This window comes from Tessaracoccus zhenghani (genome assembly GCF_055326325.1).
Map to the genome: position 1 here is coordinate 1 of NZ_JBUZNQ010000004.1, position 20,277 is coordinate 20,277.

Consider the following 20,277-nt stretch of genomic DNA (forward strand, 5'->3'; position numbering starts at 1 on the left):
AGTGCGGGAGCTGAAGCGTGCCAATGAGATTTTGTTGGCGGCGTCCTCGTTCTTCGCGCGGGAGCTCGACCCGCGACTGCCGTGGTAGTTCAATTCATCGACGATCATCGTGACCGGTTCGGGGTCGAGCCGATCTGCCGGGTGCTCACCGAGCATGCCGTGCCGATCGCCTCATCCGGTTACTACGCCTTCAAGAAGCGGCCGGCCTCTGCCCGCAGCATCTCGGACGCGGAACTGGTCGTGCAGATCGAGCGGGTGTTCTGGGACCGGAGGCTCGGTCGTGGGGTCAGTGGCGTCAGGAAAGTGTGGCGGCTGCTGCGCCGCGAGGGCATTGTCGTCGCGAGGTGCACGGTGGAGCGTCTCATGCGGCAGCAGGGGCTCCGCGGCATCCGTCGGGGCAAGCAGTTCATCACCACCAAGCGTGATGACGCTGCGAATCGCCCACCGGACCACGTGCAACGCTGCTTCCGCGCCGACCGCCCGAACGAGCTTGGGTCGTCGACTTCACCTATGTTCCGACATGGTCGGGGATGGCGTTCACCGCGTTCGTCACGGACGTGTTCTCCCGGCGGATCGTCGGGTGGCGCACGATGAACCGGATGCCCACCCGACCTGCCCCTGGACGCGCTCGAGATGGCGATCTGGGTCCGCGACCGCGCCGGGGAAGACGTCACCGGCGTCATTCAACATTCGGACGCCGGAGCGCAGTACACCGCGCTGCGCTACACCGAACGGCTCGCGGACGCCGGGGCCGTGGCCTCCATCGGGACCGTCGGGGACAGCTACGACAACGCCCTCGCTGAGAGCGTCGTGGGGCTCTACAAGACCGAGTGCGTGAAGATCGACGGCCCGTTCCGCACCGTTGACGAGCTGGAGTTGGCGACGCTGTCATGGGTGCACTGGTTCAACGAGGATCGTCTCCACTCATCGATCGACTACATGACACCAGCGGAGAAAGAAAACCAGTACTACCGTGAGATGAACCCCCAGCCGCTGCCGCGACTGGGAGAACTCGCCCTCCACTAAACCCGGGGCGATTCAGGTGATGGTCATGGTTGCTCCTGGCGGTTGTTGGTGGATCAGGGATTGCGGGGTCGGTTCTCTGGCGTGGTGAGTGTGAGGCGCTCCTCGAACTCTGGATTCCAGGTGTCGGTGAGGCGTTCGGACGTGAGCACGTGGTCAGCGGGCCAGCCGGCGCTGGCCCATGCTCGTGCGGCTTCGACGGTGCCGCCGTACTCCAGCCACACCGGCATGAGCCCCATCGGCCACGCCTTCGGCCACTCCTTCTCGGTGGCTGCCCGCTCCTGCTTCTCGGCGTGGGTGAGCAGCTTCCGAAGCTGGGCGAGATGGCCTTCGTGCCCGTCGTCTCCGCCCATGGCGTCCCAGTCCCGGATGAGCCAGTAGGCGCTCCAGAGATCGGCCTCCCGCTCGTGGTTGTCGGGCTCCTGCTCCACGAGCTCCTTCACCTTGCGCATCACGTGGCGCTCGCCCGGCTTCGTGCCCAGCAGGTTGCGGGCCCCGTCGATGAGGGTGGCATCACGTTCCTGCCTGGTGATGGCGTCACGCAGCTGCGTGGGTGTGGGGGTGTCATACGCAGCACTGACGGCATCGACCACGCCGTCGGGAATGTCGACGGCGGCGATGCGCTCCGGTTGGCCGGTGGCCTCGCGGATCACCGCCGCCGCCCGCTCCATCTCTTGGGCCCAGCGCTCCTGGCTGATGGGGGCGCGCTGTCGTCAGCTGGCGGCTCGACGTTGCCGAGCATCGCGGCGTGCACGTGATCCCAACGCAGCCAACCCCGCCAACCAGAGGGACAAGGCGAGCCCGATCCCAGCGGACCAGGCACGCAGGATTCGGCGATCGAACCGGTCGGCGAGCACGCCACCGGGCAGAAAGCCGACGACGCCGCCCACCAACTGCACAGCCCCCACCGTGCCAGCGACGGTGGGTGAGCCGGTGACGATCAACGTCAGCAGCGGCATGGCGAAGCTGCCCAGGCTGAGCCCGAGTTGCTGGGCCGTATCGCCCGCCAGCCACAGGAGGTAGGTGCCTCGACGCCGTAGGGGTGTGATGGTGTTCGCCATATCCACAACCTTACTTGCGCAAGTAAGGTTGTGCAATGTATCTCGCACACTTTCCTTCCAGGGACTAATCTCGGGGCATGAGCACACCGGCAGCCAACCCGGCGATGATGAAGGCCATGTCCCACCCGCTGCGCTGGCGCATCATCGCCGTCGTCAACGGACTCGGGCATGCCAGGGCCACGGACATCTCCACAGAGTTGGGCGAGCCGGTCAACTCGATCAGCTTCCATCTGCGCACCCTCGCGGGTGTGGGGATCCTGGTCGAGGCGCCCGAACTGGCCCGCGATGCGCGGGAGCGGGTGTGGAAGCTGGGCCGGCCCGACATCAACGCAGACCTGGGCCTCCTCAAGGACGATGCGGCCTACCGCACGGCCACGGCCGCGTCGCTCGGCCTGATCCATTCAGAGGTGCAGCAGGCGATCATCGAGGCCATGGCCGACGGCTCGGAGACGCTCGCCCACTCCGAGGCCACCTCCCTGCAACTGACCCGGCATCAGGCGCGGGCGCTGGCCGCGCGCCTCCACGGCATCGTGCAGGAGTTCGAGGAGGATCCGGAGGCGGCCTCCGCGGGGGTCGAGACGCAGGAGGATCCGTCCGAGCGATCCGCGGCCATCTACACGGGGCTGGTCGCGCTCGCGCCGCTGCGCCGTCGGCCCGACGCCCACCAGTAGGCAGCCCACGACTGGCGGAATCGCGCCACTGGTCCCGTCCACCAAAGAGCCGCCCACCAGCGGAAGAATTTGAACGAGCAAAATCGTTGTAGAACCGTGACCCAATCTGAACACTTTTCGGCAACGACTTGCGGCACGATTAAATCGGCGTGATCGAACCGCGACCGATGTTGGGCTCGGGCCGATCATCCGAGGCCCCGATGCAGGGGCACGAGTACCGGATCACCTGAGGAGTGACTTGATTCACATGAAGAACATGAAGCGCACCATCGCGCTGGCAGCCGCTGCGACGCTTGCCGTCGGCAGCCTGGCCGCCTGCGGCAACGACGAGGGCAGCGGAGACGGCGAAGGCTCCGTGTACTTCCTCAACTGGAAGCCCGAATCCGAGGAGACCTTCGGCGAGATCGCCGAGAAGTACACCGAGGAGACCGGCGTCGAGGTCAAGGTCGTCACCGCCGCTTCCGGCACCTACGAGCAGACGCTCCAGGCCGAGATGACGAAGTCCGACGCCCCCACCCTGTTCCAGATCAACGGCCCCGTCGGCCTCGTGAGCTGGCAGAACTACGCCGCCGATCTCACCGAGACGGACTTCGCCAAGGACCTCAGCGATCCGGGGCTCGCGCTCAAGGGTGAGGACGGCAAGGTCTACGGCGTGCCGCTGGCCGTCGAGGGCTTCGGCATCATCTACAACGACGCGATCATGCGTGACTACTTCGCCATGGACGGGGCCAAGGCCGCCTCCATGGACGAGATCAACAACTTCGCGAAGCTGAAGGAAGTCACCGACGACATGCAGGCCCGCAAGGCGGACCTCGGCCTCGACGGCGTGTTCGCCTCGACGTCGCTGGCCACCGGTGAGGCCTGGCGTTGGCAGACCCACCTGTTCAACACCCCGCTGTACTACGAGTACGAGGCCGACGGCATCACCGATGCCGAGGAGCTGAAGTTCTCGTTCAACGAGGAGTTCAAGAACATCTTCGACCTGTACCTGACCAACTCCACCGTCGAGCAGACCCTGGCCCCGTCGAAGACGGTCACGGACTCGATGGCCGAGTTCGCCACCGGCAAGGCCGCCATGGTCCAGAACGGCAACTGGGCGTGGAGCCAGATCAGCGAGGTCGAGGGCAACTCGGTTGCTGAGGAGGACATCAAGTTCCTCCCCATCTACGTCGGACACGAGGGCGAGGAGAAGATGGGCATCAACGTTGGCACCGAGGCCTTCATGGCCGTCAACAAGGAGGCCAGCGAGGCTGACCAGCAGGCCACCATCGACTTCATCAACTGGCTGTTCACCGACGAGGACGGCATGAAGTACGTCACCGAGGACCTGGGTTTCATCGCCCCGTTCAAGGCCTTCGGCGACAACACGCCCTCTGATCCCCTGGCCAAGGAGATCAACCGCTACATCACCAACGACGACCTGACGGCCGTGCCGTGGGTCTTCACCACCATGCCGTCGGCCAAGTTCAAGGACGACTTCGCGCAGATGCTCGCCCAGTACGCCTCCGGCAACCTGGAGTGGGACGCCGTGGTGTCGGGCGTCGTCGACAACTGGGCCACCGAGAAGGCCGCCGTCGGCGGCAACTGATCGCGCCCACCAGCGTGTGGGGCGGGCCGTTGACCGGCCCGCCCCATCGCCCCGTTCACCGGCAGTGACGCCGACGGGGACATAGGGAGTCATCACATGCAGAGATCACTGAAGAAGTACTTTCCGCTGTTCGTGTTGCCAACGTCGGCCGCATTCCTGATCGCGTTCCTGGCACCGTTCTTCATCGGCCTGTACCTGTCGTTCACCAAGTTCACCACCATCACCAACGCCGAATGGGTGGGGCTGCAGAACTACCAGCGGGCGCTGGACCCCAACGACGGGTTCCTCGGCTCGTTCTGGTTCACCATCCTGGTCGTCGTCGCGTCGGTGATCACGGTCAACCTGTTCGCCTTCACCATCGCGAAGCTGCTGACGCAGAAGCTGCGCGGCACCAACATCTTCCGCACCATCTACTTCATGCCCAACCTCATCGGCGGCATCGTGCTGGGCTACACCTGGCAGTCGATGATCAACGCGGTGCTGGCCAACTACGGCACCACGTTGGTGGCTGATTGGAAGTACGGCTACATCGGCCTGATCATCCTGGTGAACTGGCAGCAGGTGGGCTACATGATGGTCATCTACATCGCAGGCCTGCAGAACGTGCCGACCGAGCTCAACGAGGCCGCCGCCATCGACGGCGCGGGCAGGTGGCAGACCCTGCGCAACGTCACGATCCCGATGATCATGCCGACCATCACGATCTGCCTGTTCCTCACGTTGTCGAGCTCGTTCAAGATGTTCGACCAGAACCTCGCCCTGACCGACGGCGCGCCCATGGACCGCACCCAGATGGTGGCGCTCAACATCGTCAAGACGATGTTCTCCCAGATCGGTAGGCAGGGCGTCGGCCAGGCCAAGGCGGTCCTGTTCGTCATCGTCGTCGTGGCGATCGCGCTGATCCAGTTGCGCGCCACCCGGAGCAGGGAGGTCGAGGCGTGAGCGCTCCGTCCATTGCAGAAAACGCCGCCGCCGTCGGTGGCCCCGTCATCGCCGCCCCGCAGGAGAGGCGTCCAGGGCGCCCCGGCCGCACCGTCGGCCTGGCCGCCATCTACGTGCTGCTGGTGGCGCTGGTCGTGGTGTTCCTCGGCCCCATCGTGTTCATCGTCCTGAACTCCTTCAAACAGAAGTTCTCCATCAGCTCGGATCCGTTCGCGGTGCCGGTCGGCGACATGTGGGCGGGCTTCTCGAACTACATCACCGGCCTGACGAAGCAGAACTTCCTCGAGGCCATCGGCTGGTCGTTCTTCATCACCGTCGCCTCCGTCGGCGTCATCGTGTTCTTCTGCGCGATGATGGCCTACTACATCACCCGCATCAAGACGTGGTGGACGACGGCGCTGTACTACCTGCTGGTGTTCTCCATGGTCATCCCGTTCCAGATGGTGATGTTCCCGACGGTGAAGCTGGCCGACATGCTGAGCCTGTCCAATCCGTTGGGCATGGTGGTGCTGTACCTGGGCTTCGGCGCGGGCCTGTCGGTGTTCATCTTCTCCGGCTTCGTGAAGTCCATCCCGCTCGAGATCGAGGAGGCCGCCTACATCGACGGCTGCTCGCCCGTGCAGACCTACTTCCAGGTGGTCTTCCCCATCCTGAAGCCGGTCTCGATCACGGTGGCGATCCTCAACGCCATGTGGGTGTGGAACGACTACCTGCTGCCCTACCTGGTCATCGGCCTGTCGACGCGCTTCAAGACCATCCCCGTGGTGGTGCAGCAGTTCGTCGGCTCCAACGGCAACCGTGACATGGGCACCATGATGGCCATGCTGGTGCTGGCGGTGATCCCGATCGTGATCTTCTACCTGTTCGCGCAGAAGCACATCATCGAAGGCGTGGTTGCCGGCTCCGTCAAGGGATGATGTCTAGGAGATGAATCCTGACTCGAAAGTGATGCAGGCGTTGGCCCTCGCCGCGGACGTGGTGCTGGTCAACGTCCTGCTCATCCTCACCTCGCTGCCCGTGGTCACGGCCGGGGCGGCGCTGGCCGCGTCCCACGCCACGTTGCTCGAACTGATCAACGACGAGGGCTCAGGCGTGGTGCGCACGTACTTGCGCCACTTCCGAGCGAGCTGGAAGGCCGCCACCCTGGGCTGGTTCATCGTCCTGGGTGCCGGCCTTCTGCTCGCCTGGGAGTTCTGGGCGCTCGGCCGGATGGACGGCTGGGGCGCGCTGGCCGCCCAGACCGGCGTGATCGTCGGGGTCCTCCTGCTGGCGATCTGGGCGGTGTGGTTCTTCCCGCTGGCCGGCAAGGCCCTGCCCTTCCGACGAGCAGGCAAGCTCGCCGCGCTGCTCGGTGTGGGCCACCTGCCGCGCACGGCACTGGCGCTGGTCTTCCTCACCATCCCCGCCCTGCTGCTCTACCTCGACCCGTCGATCTGGGCCATCTGGCTGGCCGCGATGGCCATCCTCGGCTTCGCCCTGCCGCTGTACCTGGTGATCCTCGTGATCCGCGGTCCACTCTCCCGCGTCGCCTGAGCCGACAGCCCACAGCTCGGAGGGTGCTGAATTGTGGCCGTTTCCTGAGCACTGGCGCCCAGTTCACCCAGCGACTTCCTTCCAGCCTTCGACGACTGGCCGCGAGCAGAGGAGGCCTCCCTCGCTCTGGCAATGCTTGCCAATCCGCGGCGGGATGGGAAACCGGGCTGGGCAAGCCAAGCGCAGGTCGACCTGGGACTTCCCATGGCACGTGTCAGCTCATCACTCACACTCCTCGAAGAGGGCCACCTGGGTGCCGACCTGGAGGCCAGAGTCCGAGCGTTGAAAAGCCTGGCGCTCGACTTGGGCATCGACTTCCAATCGCGGCGACACATCCTGACAGGACTCCGCCGACCGCCACGCCTCGACGTGGGAACCATGGGGCGTCCCATAGCCCTCGGCTGGCTATGGGTCTACCTCACCTGGGGACGCATTGTTCCTACTGGGCCCGGCTGGATCAACATCGATCACGTGATGCCCACCCTGGCGGTCAAGGACGCCCACGCGTCCATGAGCTTGGAACAGCGCATCCGGCTCGCCGAGCAGGCAGACCAAATGTGGGCCTACATCTCAGCTGCCGATGAGGACACACCCACCAGCTACACCTGCGACGCGAGGCTGAGGAATGCCTACGGTGGCTAAGCTCCCACCAGATTGGACCTTGCCCGTGGCTCCAACTCCCGTCCCCGGCGAATCATGGAGGTCCTTCCTCCGGCGCTCAGCCACGCTCAACGACACCACCGCTGGCAAGCTCGTTGAGGCCTGTGGGATCACTGCCGACGACGTCGCCAACCAAGCACAGCGCCGTGCGGCAGCCCAGCTTGTAGGACTCGATGAGCTGCAGGTTCGAGCCATGACTCTCAACAGTTGGGCCGGGATCGCCTTCAGCGAGGAGCCCCGCCCCACGCCAAACCGACAGGGACCCGCGTGGACTTGGCTCGCCCCAACCTTCGGGTGCGCAGCCTGTGCAACTCATGGGGTCGAACTACTCGAGTGGCGCCTGCCATGGATCACCGCCTGCTCCGTCCACAACACCCTTCTCGGCTCTGGGATAGAGCCCAGTCTGGCTACGAGAGAGGTTCTGCAGCTCGATGCCCAACATCGGAGTGTGCTTCGCTCGAGAATCGCCAGCGAGCACTTCGCCATTTGGCGAGATGCGGTGCGCCTCGCCGTCGGCCTCCGCCGCTGTCCCCCTACCCGAAGCAGTGCAGCGGCTTCCGAGCGTGCGATGCTCCTGTCGGTCGCCGCTCCCTTGGCCAGTGCCAAGTCGGCTGAAGCGCGAGAGAGCCTGCTGTCCGCGTGGTGTGCCGAGGCCGGTGTACGAATTGTCTGGGATGGTCTGCGGCGTCAACTGGGGAGTCGAGCCCTGCTCAACTCTGTCGATGGCTTGGCAGCTCGAGCTTGGTTCAAGCGGCGGGAACCCGCGGGAGTGGGTTGTTGATCGGAGAGGAAGGCTCGTACTCCTGGCCTCGGATCCACGCGCTACCAGCGGCCAGGCCCGTGTAGCGGTCCACTGCTGCCCATCGGCGACACTCGCGCACTACGGGGCATCCCTCGCAGAACAGGAGAGCGGGCGCTGAGGCCCTAGCAGCACTTTCGGCGCTGTCGGCCTTGGTGAACAGCCGTTCCGCTTCAGACCAGCCTGTTTCTGGTTTGGCGCAGTTCCCGTGTATGACAAGAACAGCGGCCAAGTGGGTGGCGATCTTCAGCCTGATGTTCCGACCGGTCTGATCGGCGCGCCACTTCTCTCGGTTGGCTCGGAGTCGTCGGCGGGGACTCATCGTGTGTCCTGGGGCATCTCTGACTTCATGCCGAGAGCTTCTCCGGAGTGCGCGATTGAGCGTGAATGACACTCCTACTTTGAACCTATCTTAGATAGAAGCCCATTTATCTAATCTAGGCTGCGGCTCGACAGCGGGCTCCTGTCGAGATGCACTGCAGTTTGTACGACTTCCCGCGTACCAGTTTGTGAATCGGGGTGCTGGCCCGCGATTCGTACAAAGTAGGGCGGCCGCCCTCAGCGGCTGACGCCTGTGACCGAGTGTTCAGTGCGCGCTGTATAGTTCAGTCCATGCTGACTATTGCTTCGCGTCTCGACGTGATGAACCGCCTGGGTCGTGCACTGGCCGACCCCACTCGATCCCGGATCATCTTGACCCTGCTCGACCATCCCGCTTACCCGGCGGAACTGGCCCGAGATCTGGACCTGACACGCCCGAACGTGTCCAACCACCTGGCATGCCTGCGCGATTGCGGGATCGTCGTCTCCGAGCCCGAGGGTCGTCGGACACGATATGAGATCGCCGATTCGCACCTGGCGCAGGCGCTGACGGCACTGGTCGATGCCACCCTGACAGTGGACGAAGACGCTCCGTGCATCGATCCCGCCTGCTCGCTTCCCGGATGCGACGCAGCTGGGGAGGGCGCATGATCCTCACCTCGGTCTTGCAGGCGATGGGCCTGTTCGCAGCGACCAACATCGACGACATCATCGTGCTCTCCCTCTTCTTCGCGCGAGGGGCAGGCCAGCGCGGCACTACCGCCCGCATTCTGGCCGGCCAGTACCTCGGATTCGCCGGCATCCTCGGTGCCGCGGTCCTGGTGACCATCGGTGCCGGAGCATTCCTGCCCTCGGCAGCCATCCCGTACTTCGGTCTCATCCCTCTGGGCCTCGGCCTCTGGGCCGCATGGCAGGCCTGGCGCGGAGACGATGACGACGATGACGACGAGGCCAAGGTTGCCGGCAAGAAGGTCGGCGTGTGGACAGTCGCAGGCGTCACCCTTGCCAACGGCGGCGACAACATCGGCGTCTACACCCCTGTCTTCCTCAGCGTGGAACCTCTCGCAGTAGTCGCCTACTGCATCGTCTTCCTCGCGCTCGTCGCGGTCCTGGTGGCCCTGGCAAAGTTCGTCGCCACCCGCCCCCCGATCGCCGAAGTGCTCGAACGCTGGGAGCACATCCTCTTCCCCATCGTTCTCATCGGCCTCGGCATCGTGATCCTCGTCAGCGGCGGAGCCTTCGGACTCTGACGTAGCGGCAGCGATCCAAACGGCCCCGACCGGGCGCACCCCTCTCGGTTCAGACCGCGACACCAACCTGCAGCCAGTCCTGCGTGATCGCGGCAACAAGACCGCCACGGAGCGCTGCAAAAACCCCGCCACCAAGCGAACGAAGCCACAGCCGCCGGTGCGACCGCGTGCCCTGGCTGCCGCAAGTCCGTCCTGCACGCGCTCGGCAAGAACGTCGCGTTCCATCTGAGCCAGTGCCCCGAGGATCGTCAGCAGCGCGGTGCCGAACGGCCCCGTGGTGTCGATCTCCGGGAACGCGAGGACCCTAAAGCCGATGCCTCGCTCCTTCAGCTCGGTCGTGAAGTCGAGCATCTCGCCCGTGCGACGTGACAACCGGTCGAGCGTCTGCACAACCAGCACGTCGCCCGCGCGCATGTAGTCGAGCGCGGCATCGAGGCCCGGACGCTTGATCGTGGTGCCGGTTACCCCGTGGTCGGTGAAGACCTTGGAGCAACCGTCTGCTTCCAGGGCGTCGATCTGGCGATCGAGCACCTGATCACGCTTCGACACCCTGGCGTACCCGATCTTCTGGCCAGTGGATGCGCCAGAACTCCATCCTCCAGCCGCAGCGTTATGACGCGGGGTTTTGACGCTCTCGTTCACTTGGGATCACCACCCTGTCCGGACAGCGCGCCAGAATCAGATGTATTCGACGCACCTGCGATTTGGGCCGCAAGGCGATCTTCGCAGCGCTCTGCATCCCAGACCAGCACGGCTGCCCCAAGCTTGTAGTACAGCGCCCCCAGCCCTTCCCAACCGGCGGCGTCGACAGACAGCTCCGGCCGGGCCAGCAGCTGGTGGCCGAATTACATGGGGGTAACTTATCGACAGCTGGGGACAACCTTGTGGATAAGTCTGTGTAGAGGATGTGGACGACCGCTCGAATAAGTGGATAGTCGGGCCCGGCGAGACTGCATCCGCTGGCAACAAAGGTCCGTTGGAGGTGACCGCATCCAGGCGACTCTTGTTTTCGAGTCGCTCTGATGGGCTCCGCTATGCACCGGTAGGTCGTCTCGCGCGCGAGCAGCACGGCGGGGCCGGTGCACCAAAGTTGCCCACTACAGGTTCCGTCCCATGCAGCATCCCAGTTCGGGTACGGGGCATGATTACCCCATGAAGCGCATCGGGTTCCTCTCCTTCGGCCACTGGACACCGCACCCGCAGTCAGCCGCGCAGTCGGCCTCCGACGTGCTGCTCCAGTCCATCGACCTCGCTGTCACCGTCGAGGAACTGGGCGCCGACGGCGCCTACTTCCGGGTGCACCACTTCGCCAGGCAGCTGTCCTCGCCGTTCCCCATGCTCGCCGCGATCGGCGCGAAGACCAGCCGCATCGAGATCGGCACCGGCGTCATCGACATGCGCTACGAGAACCCGCTCTACATGGCGGAAGATGCCGGCGCCGCAGACCTCATCTCAGGCGGCAGGCTCCAGCTCGGCATCAGCCGCGGATCGCCGGAGCAGGTGCTCGACGGCTACCGCCTCTTCGAGCACATCCCCCGCGAGGGTGAAACCGACGCCGACATGGCCCGCCGGCACACCACGCGCTTCCTGGAGGTGCTTTCCGGTGAGGGATTCGCCGAGCCCAACCCGCGCCCCATGTTCGCCAACCCGCCCGGGCTGCTGCGGATCGAGCCGCACTCGGAAGGGCTCCGCGAGCGCATCTGGTGGGGCGCCGGCTCCCGCGCCACCGCCGAGTGGGCGGCGGAACTCGGCATGAACCTGATGAGTTCGACGCTGGTGACCGAAGCCACCGGCCAACCGTTCGACGAACTCCAGGCCGAGCAGATCCAGGTCTTCCGCGACGCGTGGGCAGCAGCCGGCCACGAGCGCGAGGCGCGGGTTTCGGTCAGCCGCAGCATCTTCCCGCTGGTCACCCAGGAGGACCAGAACTACTTCGCGCTCGAACGGCGCAGCCGAGACCAGATCGGGATGATCGACGGTGGCCGCGCCACCTTCGGCAAGACCTACGCGGCCGAACCCGAGGTGCTGGTGGAGCAGTTGGCGCAGGACGCCGCGATCGCCGCGGCCGACACCGTCCTGCTGGCGGTGCCGAACCAGTTGGGCGTCGACTACTGCGCCCATGTCGTCGTGTCGGTGCTGGACGTGGCCCGGGAGCTGGGCTGGCGCTGAGCATGGGCACGTTCACTTCGCGGACACCTCGGGTCAGTAGGGTGACCCCGCCCACCTGACTGAGGAGACCCACCGGATGCTGTTGCGCAGCGAGCTCGCCCCACCGCCCCGAACCCTCGTCGAGATCTTCCGCGAGACGGTGGCGCTGTACCCGGACGAGCCCGCACTGGACAACGGCGCGGCATCGCTGACCTATGCCGAGTTCGACGAGGCCGCCAATGCCGTGGCCGACGACCTCGCCGCCCGGGGCGTCGGCATCGGCGACAAAGTGGGCGTGCGCATCGCCTCCGGCACGCTCGATCTGTACATCGCCATCGTGGGCATCCTCGTCGCCGGCGCGGCCTATGTGCCGGTCGACGCCGACGACCCTGACGAGCGGGCCCGCACCGTCTTCGACGAGGCGCACGTGGCCGCCGTCCTCAGCGACGGCCTGGTCGTGCGACCCGCCGCCTGGCTGGCCTCCCGCGCAGAAGCACCGTCAGCAGGCGACCCCGGCCTCACCGACGACGCCTGGGTGATCTTCACCTCAGGCTCCACCGGCAAGCCCAAGGGTGTCGCGGTCACCCACCGGAGCGCCGCCGGTTTCGTCGACGCCGAATCCAGGCTGTTCCTCGTCGACGACCCCATCAACGCCGGCGACCGCGTCATGGCCGGACTCTCCGTCGCCTTCGACGCCTCGTGCGAGGAGATGTGGCTGGCCTGGCGCTACGGCGCCTGCCTCGTGCCCGCGCCGCGGTCGCTCGTCAAGAGCGGCATGGACCTCGGGCCGTGGCTCGAGGCCAACCGGCTCACCGTCGTCTCCACCGTTCCGACGCTGCTGTTGCTCTGGCCCGCGGAGGCGCTCGCCGGGGTCCGCCTGCTCATCCTCGGCGGCGAAGCCTGCCCGCCGGAGATCGGGCTGCGCTTCGCCACCCCCACCCGCGAGGTGTGGAACACCTATGGTCCCACCGAGGCGACAGTGGTGGCGTGCGCCGCACAAGTCCTCCCCAACGAGCCGGTCCGCATCGGCCTCCCCCTCGACGGTTGGGATCTGGCCGTCGTCGACCCCGACGGGCACCAGGTGGAGGAGGGGGAGCTGGGCGAGCTCATCATCGGCGGCATCGGCCTGGCCCGCTACCTCGACCCGGCCAAGGACGCGGAGAAGTATGCGCCCATGCCCACGCTCGGCTGGGACCGCGCCTACCGCAGCGGCGACCTCGTCCGCTTCGACCCCGCAGGCCTCCTCTTCCAGGGCCGGGCCGACGACCAGGTGAAGGTCGGCGGCCGCCGCATCGAGCTGGGCGAGATCGACTCGGCCCTCCTGGACCTGGCGGATGTCACGGCCGCGGCCTCGGCGGTCCGCAAGACGGACTCGGGCAACACGCTGCTCGTCGGCTACGTCACGGTCACCCCCGCCTTCACGCTCAGCGACGCGATGGAACAGCTACGCGCCGGCCTGCCCGCCGCCATGGTGCCGCGGCTCGCCGTCGTCGACGACTTGCCGACGCGGACCTCGGGCAAGATCGACCGCGACGCGCTCCCGTGGCCCCTGCCCAGCTCGCCCGACGACCAACTCGCCCTCGCCGGCACCCAGGCCTGGCTGCGCGACCTCTGGCAGGACGTGCTCGGGGCGGCTGTCGCCTCCGTCGACGACGACTTCTTCACCTTGGGCGGTGGCAGCCTCACCGCGGCCCAGATGGTGGCCCGAGTCCGCGAGCGGCAGCCCGAGGTGACGGTGGCCGACATCTACGACCACCCCACGCTGGCAGGCCTCGCCGCCTACCTCGACGCGATGGAGGCCCCGCGCTCCCGGCTCAACGCCAACGTGCGCCCCGTCCCGCGCAAGACCCAACTGGGCCAACTGGTGGCGCTGCTGCCGCTGCGGACGCTCGCCGGGCTGCGCTGGCTGACCTATGTCGCTCTGGGGGCCAACATCGGCGCGCTCCTCGGGCTGGACTGGGTGCCCACCGCCCCCTGGCTTCTGGTGCTGCTCGGCTGGCTGCTGTTCATCTTCGCGCCGGGGCGGATGCTGCTGGCCGCGGGAGCGGTGCGGGTGGTGCTCGCCGGCATCGGCCCGGGTGCCTACCCCCGCGGCGGCAAGACCCACCTGCGCCTGTGGCTCGCGGAGCGCATCGCGGACGAGTTGGGCGCCGCCAGCGTGGCCGGAGCGCCGCTGATGAAGTGGTACGCCCGCCTGCTGGGCGCCGACATCGGCCGCGACGTGGACCTGCACACCGTCCCGCCCGTCACCGGCATGCTCACGCTCGGCAACGGCTGCTCGTTGGAGCCGGAAGTGGACCTCACCGGCCACTGGCTGGACGGCGACACCCTCCACCTCGGCCCCGTCGTCGTCGAGGCCAGGGCCGTGGTGCGCGCCCGCAGCACCCTGGTGGCGGGCGCCGTCGTCGGCCGGGGCGCGGAGGTCGCGCCCGGCTCCACCGTCACCGGGCACGTCCCCGACGGCGAGTTCTGGTCAGGCGCGCCGGCCCAGCACGTCGGCGCCAACCGAGGCCCCTGGGACGAGAAGCTGCCCTCGCGCAGACCTGCATGGCAGGCTGCGTACGCGGCCATGAGCCACGTCATCTCCCTCATCCCCGTGCTCGGTGTGCTCGTCGGGTTGGCCGTGGTGTGGCCCGCGCTGTCGGGCGCCGAATCCCTGGCCCAGGCGCTGGGCCGGGCCCTCGCCTGGCTGCCGCTGTCCGTGACCGCCGGCCTCGCCGTGGTGGTGCTGGTCATCCTGGGCCTCGTGCGCCTCCTCGGTCGCGGCCAGCGCCCCGGCCACTTCCCCACCGAGAGCGGGCCGGCCTGGCGCGCCTGGGCCATCTTCCGCATCCTCGACGAAGCCCGCACCTGGATGTTCGGTCTCTACGCCTCCACCTGGACCCCTGCCTGGCTGCGTGCGCTCGGCGCGAAGATCGGGCCGGGCGTCGAGGCGTCCACCGTGCTGCTGCAGCCCAGGCTGACCACCGTCGCCGAGGGCGCCTTCCTCGCCGACGACACCCTGCTCGGCTGCTACGAGCTGGGCGGCGGCTGGCTCCGCATCGACAACGTGAAGATCGGCCGCCGGGCCTTCCTCGGCAACTCCGGCATGGCCGCGCCGGGCCGCCGGGTACCCAAGGGGTCGCTGGTGGCTGTGTTGTCCGCCGCGCCACGGCGACAACTGGCCAAGCGCGGCACCTCCTACATCGGCAGCCCACCGTCGAAGCTGCGCCGCGACACCGGCGCCGGTGACGAGAGCCGCACCTTCGAGCCGCCCACCGCGGTGAAGGTTCAGCGCGCGTTGGTGGAGCTGTGCCGGCTCACTGCCTCCTGGTTCGACGCCGGGTTGAGGCTCCTTGCCGTTGCCGCCCTGCTCACGTTGGCGTCGACGCACTGGCTGCTGGCCGTTGCCCTGTCGGGTGTCGTGCTGGCGGCCACCGGTGTCGTCGGTGTGGCCATCGCCACCGGTGTGAAGTGGGCGCTCGTCGGCAAGGTCACCAAGGCCGAGTACCCACTGTGGAGCTCCTTCGTGTGGCGCAATGAACTCGCCGACGCCTTCGTCGAGCAGATCGCCGCCCCGTGGTTCGCGCGCGTGGTCACGGGTACCCCGCTGCTCGGTCTGTGGTTCCGGGCCATGGGCGCCCGGATCGGGTCCGGTGTCTGGTGCGAGACCTACTGGCTGCCGGAGCCGGATCTCATCGAGCTCCGCGACGGGGTCAGCGTCAACCGTGGCTGCGTGGTGCAGACCCACCTGTTCCACGACCGGGTGCTGAGCCTGGATCTCGTCACGATGCGGGCTGGATCCACCCTGGGGCCCAACGGGGTGATCCTGCCGGCGGCCGTGATCGGGCGGTTCGCGACGATCGGGCCCGGCTCCCTGGTGATGCGCGGCGAGTCCGTCCCTGACGGCACGCGGTGGATCGGCAACCCGATCGCGCCGTGGATCGAGGACGAGGACGTGCCGGTCGCCGCGTCGAGCGTGACAGGATAGGCCCCGATGAAACCCGCCGATTACGCATTCGGGCACGGGGATGAGCGTTTCGACGTCACCCACTACAGCCTGGACCTCGCCTGCAACGTGACCACCAACCGCCTCACGGCGAAGGCCGAACTGACGTGTGTGGCGCTGGCCGACCTCACGGACGTGCAGCTCGATCTCCACTCACTCAAGGCCGACAAGGTGCTGGTCGACGGTGCCGCCCCGGCCAAGGTGACGCACAAGGGCGCGCGGCTGACGGTGAAGCTGGCCAAGCCCGTGAAGGCGGGGCGCCCGTTCGCCGTCTCGGTGAAGTACTCGGGCAAACCCAAGCCGGTGCCCGGCCTGTTCGGCGGCGCGGGCTGGGAGGAGCTGACCGACGGCATCCTGGTGTCGTCGCAGCCGTACGGGGCGCCGTCGTGGTTCCCGTGCAACGACCGGCCGACGAACAAGGCCAGCTACCGGGTGGCCGTGAAGTACGCCGGGTCGTACTGGGCCTCCGGTAACGGCACCGTGGTCGAGCACGTCGCGCGCGGTGGTCAGCACCAGTGGGTCTTCGACCAGCCGGAGCCGATGCCCACCTACCTCGCGGCGCTGCACATCGGCGTTGGGGTGTCGCGACCCGTCGCGTCCGGGGCGAGCGTGCCCGTGGAGATCGTGCATCCGCCCCTCGTCAACGTGGGCGTGGGCAGCGCCTTCGAGCGGCAGGGCGAGATGGTCACGGTGTTCGAGGAGATGTTCGGTCCCTATCCGTTCGGCGGGTACCGGGCCGTGGTCACCGAGGACGCGCTCGAGATCCCCCTCGAGGCGCAGGGCATGAGCATCTTCGGCGCCAATCACGCGGCTGCCGGCTGGGCCAATGAGCGGCTCGTCGCCCACGAGTTGGCGCACCAGTGGTTCGGCAACAGCGTCACCGTCGGAAACTGGAGCGACATCTGGCTGCATGAGGGTTTCGCCTGCTACGCCGAATGGCTGTGGTCCGAGGCCTCCGGCGGGCGGCACGCGGCGTCGCACGCCCAGGAGCACTGGCGGCGGTTGGCGGCCCTGGCGGTGCCCGGCCCGCTCGTGGACCCGGGGCCGGCGCGCATGTTCGACGACTGGATCTACAAGCGCGGCGCCCTCACCCTGCACGCCCTCCGGGCGGAGATGGGGGAGGAGCGGTTCTTCACCGTGTTGAGGCAGTGGAACGTGCGACACCGGTTCGGCGTGGTGTCGACGGACGATTTCATCGCCCTGGCGGAAGAGGTGGCCCAGCAGAAGCTGACCGCGCTCTTCGACGCCTGGCTGTTCAGCAAGAAGTTGCCGGCCCCGCAATGACCGCCAGCGCCGCCTGGTAGCCCTCGACCGGCAGGTCGGTCAGGGTCACGGGCGGCCGTCCAGGGGCGACGGCGGCCCCACCCAGATCCTGGACGGCGGACGGCTCCACGTGGAGCCCGCAGCCCCAGGCCTTGAGCGCGGCCTCCTTCCGCACCCAGGCAGCCGTGCGGGCCGCGGCATCCGGGTAGGGGGCTTCGATGCGGTGGCGCAGCACGCGGTCCAACGCCGGGTCCGCGGCCGCCTCAGCTACCTCGATGTCCACCCCGAGCGCAGCGGCGCGGCCGAAGGCGACGAGTACCACACCGTCGGCCCTGGAGAGGCTGACGGCGAGCGGAAGGGTGTCGCCGTGAAGGGTCAGCGTGGGAACGCCGTGGGCAGCACTCCCGCAATGATCGCACCGGTGGATTACGCGGAGATCGGCCGGATCGAGGCGACGGGCCTCCGCCACCGCCTTGATGAGCAGGTCGTGGGCATCGCCATCCCCGTGAGCGACCCGGATGGTGGTCTCGCCGACGGTCAGGGACATGCGCGCAGCCTACGGGAGCCGATTCATCACTGGCTGCATGGAAACCGTGGGCCTGTGGCGTATAGATGGACATGGAGGCAGTGATGACCCGGTTCGAGTCCGCGACGGCGGGATTCGATCAGTACGTCGAGCAACGTGCTGGCGAGCTCTACTGGTCTGCCTGGCTGCTGACCGGTGACCACCAGCACGCCGAGGACCTCGTGCAGACCGCGCTGTCGAAGACCTACCAGCGCTATGCCACCTTCGATAGCAACCGCCACTTCGAGAGCTACGTCCGCACCACCATGTACCGCACGTTCGTGTCATGGTGGCGACGGCGGAGTTGGCGCTCCGAACTGCCCACCGAGGAGGCTCCGGAACGGGGTTCGCCCGACGAGATCGCCGACCCGGATCTGCATCGCGCCCTGGCGAACCTCCCGCGCCTCCAACGAACGGTGCTCGTGCTGCGCTACTTCGACGACCTGCCCATCCGCCAGGTGGCCGAAGTGCTGCGTCTCCCCGAGGGCACCGTCGCCTCCCACGCCTCGCGCGGCCTCGCCGCCCTGCGCCGGTCGCCGCACCTGAAGGACTGAGACATGAACGAGAACGAACTCTCCGACGCGATGCGCCGCTCGCTACCGCCCCGCCCCAACGCGAAGGGCTGGGCCGACGGCGCCCGCCGCAAGGCGCGCACCCGCCGCGTCGCCGTCGCAGCGGCGGCGGTGGTGGCCGTGACGGCTCTCGCCGTCCCGCTGGTGACTCAGCTGTCGGGCGACCCCCGCGACATCGTCGCCTCGCCGGCCCCCACCACCGCGCCGCCCGAGCCCGCCGCGGTATGGATCCCGGAGGCCTGTGGCCTGACCGGTGCCGAACCGCTCGTCGACGGCGACCTCCCGGCCGACGCGGCCCGCCTCTGGCTGTGCGGCGCCCCCGCCAGCGACAGCTACCCGGTCGCCTTCGTCGGCGCCAGTGAACCCCTCGAGGGGGACCGCGTGGCCGAGGCGCTGGACAGCTTCAACGCCCTGGCGCGCTCCGAGAGCGTCCTCGACTGCATGGGTGGCTTCCATGTGCCGTTCACCGCGGTGGCCGAGTATCCCGACGGCACCCTCAGGGGCGTCCGCATGGGTGGCTGCGGCGAACTGGTGGACGCCGTCGACTACACGGGCGGGTTCCGCGAGGGTGGCGACGCGTACCTCGCTACGCTCGAGAAGCTCTGGGCCGCCCAGCGCGACGACAAGGCCACGGCGTGGAACGGCATCGACGTCTCATGCACCGGGACAAGCCAGTCGCTGTGGTCCGAAGTGGACCCGGCACGCCTGACCCGCGCGTTGGCCTGCGTCGACGGGAAACCCGTGGAACTCCCCGCGGACCTCACCGACGACATGCTCGCCTCCGTCGCGACTGACTTCACCTCCGACGGTCGGCAGCCGCTGATCTTCGGGGCCCCGGAGTTCGTGCTGCTGACCGCCGCCGGCGACCCCGTCGCCCTGCTCCGGTGGGGCGACGGGTTGGCGTGGCACCACGACTCCGCCTACCGCACCTGGACCATGCCGGAAGCGCTGCGTCAGCGCATCGACGACTTCCTCGCCCAGCTGCCGGCGCCCACCGCCCAGCCCACCGTCGACCCCACCTCCGCGGCCCTCCCCGAGGAGCCCCTGGAGGGTTTGCTGCCGCAGGTGTGCGCCGACGTCGTGGGCGGCGTCCTGTCGCCCGACACGCTCGGGCCCACCGACATCCTGCCCGGCGGCGTGCAGCGGGCTTGGTTCTGCGGCGACCCCCGGGGCTTCGGCGGCGTTGGCCCCGTCGAGCCGTTGACGGCGAAGCCCGACCGGATCGTTGAGGCGATCAACGGGCTGCCGGTCTCGACCGCCGACGCCTGCACAGAGGTGGGCGGCCCCACCTACCACGTGGTGCTCGACTACGCCGACGGCGAGCGTCGCGTCATCGCCATGGAGACCGTCAACTGCCAGTTCGTGGCGGGCACCCGCGAGGGCGGGGGCCAACTGGTCGACGACGTCCTGGCCCTGTGGCAGGCGCAGCGCGAGGCCACCCCGCAGCCCTTCACCGACGAGGTGGCCCTCTGCTCGCCCTACGACGAGAACGGCTACGCGCCGCGGCTGGATTCGGTGCTGCCCGTGCAGCGGGCCGAGCTGACCAGGGGCGTGGCGTGCGGCCTCCCCAAGGGCACAGGGGGCTTCGACGTGGCGCCCCGCGAGGTGGCGTTGCCGCCCGAGCTGGTGTTGGCCATGGGGCAGAGCCGGCTGGACCCCATCGACCCGCTCCAGCCCCAGCACGCGGGCTGGCCCACGGGGCTCCCGGTGCTCATCATGCTGAACCAGTTCGGTGACCCGCTCAGCGGCAACGTCGGGCCGAACGCCGCCGCGGTGACGTTCATCAACGAGGTCACGGACGAGCAGGGCGTCTGGACGCCGACCGAGGCGGAGCGCGCCCAGCTCCTCGAGGTTCTCGCCACCATGCGCACTGAGGGCTGACCCGCGTCGCCC

Annotated in this window: 19 protein-coding genes, 1 pseudogene and 1 other annotated feature; of the genes and pseudogenes, 16 read left to right on the forward strand and 4 right to left on the reverse strand. The window is 67.9% G+C overall.

Going from position 1 to position 20,277, the window contains the following annotated elements; all coding sequences use genetic code 11:
* Positions 1–45 precede the first annotated feature (45 nt).
* Positions 46–174, forward strand: a sequence feature (AL1L pseudoknot).
* A gap of 66 nt (positions 175–240) precedes the next feature.
* Positions 241–594 carry an IS3 family transposase gene (locus ACZK4S_RS10040; RefSeq protein WP_463644338.1) on the forward strand — a complete coding sequence of 118 codons (354 nt, stop codon included), beginning with the start codon at positions 241–243 and terminating at the stop codon, positions 592–594.
* A 39-nt stretch (positions 595–633) separates the two neighbouring features.
* Positions 634–1,026, forward strand: coding sequence for an integrase core domain-containing protein (locus ACZK4S_RS10045; RefSeq protein WP_463644143.1), 393 nt, complete (start codon positions 634–636; stop codon positions 1,024–1,026).
* Between the two features lie 53 nt (positions 1,027–1,079).
* On the opposite strand, the gene ACZK4S_RS10050 is transcribed toward ACZK4S_RS10045, so the two are convergent.
* Together ACZK4S_RS10050 and ACZK4S_RS10055 are read right to left on the reverse strand one after the other, a co-directional pair.
* Positions 1,080–1,694: a hypothetical protein gene (locus ACZK4S_RS10050; protein WP_463644144.1), complete on the reverse strand. Its 615-nt coding sequence runs from the start codon at positions 1,692–1,694 to the stop codon at positions 1,080–1,082.
* 42 nt (positions 1,695–1,736) lie between these two features.
* Positions 1,737–2,084, reverse strand: a complete 348-nt coding sequence (locus tag ACZK4S_RS10055; protein ID WP_463644145.1) for an MFS transporter — start codon at positions 2,082–2,084, stop codon at positions 1,737–1,739.
* Positions 2,085–2,161: 77 nt separating this feature from the next.
* Between ACZK4S_RS10055 and ACZK4S_RS10060 the strand changes: the two genes are divergently transcribed.
* From ACZK4S_RS10060 to ACZK4S_RS10100, 9 genes are all read left to right on the forward strand, one after another.
* A complete protein-coding gene (locus ACZK4S_RS10060) occupies positions 2,162–2,755 on the forward strand; it encodes a hypothetical protein (RefSeq protein ID WP_463644146.1) in 594 nt (197 codons plus the stop codon).
* A gap of 247 nt (positions 2,756–3,002) precedes the next feature.
* On the forward strand, positions 3,003–4,343 hold the full coding sequence (locus tag ACZK4S_RS10065) for an ABC transporter substrate-binding protein (RefSeq protein ID WP_463644147.1): 1,341 nt from the start codon (positions 3,003–3,005) through the stop codon (positions 4,341–4,343).
* Positions 4,344–4,439: 96 nt separating this feature from the next.
* The gene (locus tag ACZK4S_RS10070; RefSeq protein ID WP_459396712.1) at positions 4,440–5,285 is read left to right on the forward strand and encodes a carbohydrate ABC transporter permease; all 846 of its coding nucleotides are present in this window, start codon (positions 4,440–4,442) and stop codon (positions 5,283–5,285) included.
* The gene (locus tag ACZK4S_RS10075) at positions 5,282–6,202 is read left to right on the forward strand and encodes a carbohydrate ABC transporter permease (RefSeq protein WP_463644148.1); all 921 of its coding nucleotides are present in this window, start codon (positions 5,282–5,284) and stop codon (positions 6,200–6,202) included. Before ACZK4S_RS10070 ends, ACZK4S_RS10075 begins: the two co-directional genes overlap by 4 nt.
* A gap of 10 nt (positions 6,203–6,212) precedes the next feature.
* Positions 6,213–6,818: a MusI family membrane protein gene (locus ACZK4S_RS10080; RefSeq protein WP_463644149.1), complete on the forward strand. Its 606-nt coding sequence runs from the start codon at positions 6,213–6,215 to the stop codon at positions 6,816–6,818.
* Between the two features lie 378 nt (positions 6,819–7,196).
* The gene (locus tag ACZK4S_RS10085; protein WP_463644150.1) at positions 7,197–7,460 is read left to right on the forward strand and encodes a hypothetical protein; all 264 of its coding nucleotides are present in this window, start codon (positions 7,197–7,199) and stop codon (positions 7,458–7,460) included.
* Complete coding sequence (locus tag ACZK4S_RS10090) at positions 7,444–8,259, forward strand: TniQ family protein (RefSeq protein WP_463644151.1); 816 nt, start codon at positions 7,444–7,446, stop codon at positions 8,257–8,259. The genes ACZK4S_RS10085 and ACZK4S_RS10090 overlap by 17 nt, the downstream gene beginning before the upstream one ends.
* A gap of 630 nt (positions 8,260–8,889) precedes the next feature.
* The gene (gene cmtR / locus ACZK4S_RS10095; protein WP_182800757.1) at positions 8,890–9,249 is read left to right on the forward strand and encodes a Cd(II)/Pb(II)-sensing metalloregulatory transcriptional regulator CmtR; all 360 of its coding nucleotides are present in this window, start codon (positions 8,890–8,892) and stop codon (positions 9,247–9,249) included.
* Positions 9,246–9,848 (forward strand): cadmium resistance transporter, encoded by a 603-nt coding sequence (locus tag ACZK4S_RS10100; RefSeq protein WP_016997609.1) that lies wholly within the window; start codon positions 9,246–9,248, stop codon positions 9,846–9,848. The genes cmtR and ACZK4S_RS10100 overlap by 4 nt, the downstream gene beginning before the upstream one ends.
* A gap of 171 nt (positions 9,849–10,019) precedes the next feature.
* Here ACZK4S_RS10100 and ACZK4S_RS10105 read toward each other — a convergent pair.
* Positions 10,020–10,490: pseudogene (locus ACZK4S_RS10105) on the reverse strand (recombinase family protein); the annotation flags it as partial.
* A 510-nt stretch (positions 10,491–11,000) separates the two neighbouring features.
* Here ACZK4S_RS10105 and ACZK4S_RS10110 point away from each other — a divergent pair.
* From ACZK4S_RS10110 to ACZK4S_RS10120, 3 genes are all read left to right on the forward strand, one after another.
* Complete coding sequence (locus tag ACZK4S_RS10110; RefSeq protein WP_463644152.1) at positions 11,001–12,017, forward strand: LLM class flavin-dependent oxidoreductase; 1,017 nt, start codon at positions 11,001–11,003, stop codon at positions 12,015–12,017.
* A 76-nt stretch (positions 12,018–12,093) separates the two neighbouring features.
* Positions 12,094–15,966 (forward strand): Pls/PosA family non-ribosomal peptide synthetase, encoded by a 3,873-nt coding sequence (locus ACZK4S_RS10115; RefSeq protein ID WP_463644153.1) that lies wholly within the window; start codon positions 12,094–12,096, stop codon positions 15,964–15,966.
* A gap of 6 nt (positions 15,967–15,972) precedes the next feature.
* Entirely contained in the window at positions 15,973–17,268 is a 1,296-nt protein-coding gene (locus ACZK4S_RS10120) for a M1 family metallopeptidase (RefSeq protein ID WP_463644154.1), read from the forward strand.
* Here ACZK4S_RS10120 and ACZK4S_RS10125 read toward each other — a convergent pair.
* A complete protein-coding gene (locus ACZK4S_RS10125; protein WP_463644155.1) occupies positions 17,240–17,794 on the reverse strand; it encodes a 4'-phosphopantetheinyl transferase family protein in 555 nt (184 codons plus the stop codon). The two genes, ACZK4S_RS10120 and ACZK4S_RS10125, sit on opposite strands and share 29 nt — an antisense overlap.
* Before the next feature lie 83 nt (positions 17,795–17,877).
* Between ACZK4S_RS10125 and ACZK4S_RS10130 the strand changes: the two genes are divergently transcribed.
* Positions 17,878–18,366, forward strand: coding sequence for a SigE family RNA polymerase sigma factor (locus ACZK4S_RS10130; RefSeq protein WP_463644156.1), 489 nt, complete (start codon positions 17,878–17,880; stop codon positions 18,364–18,366).
* Positions 18,367–18,369: 3 nt separating this feature from the next.
* Positions 18,370–20,265: a hypothetical protein gene (locus ACZK4S_RS10135; RefSeq protein WP_463644157.1), complete on the forward strand. Its 1,896-nt coding sequence runs from the start codon at positions 18,370–18,372 to the stop codon at positions 20,263–20,265.
* The last annotated feature ends 12 nt before the right edge of the window (positions 20,266–20,277 follow it).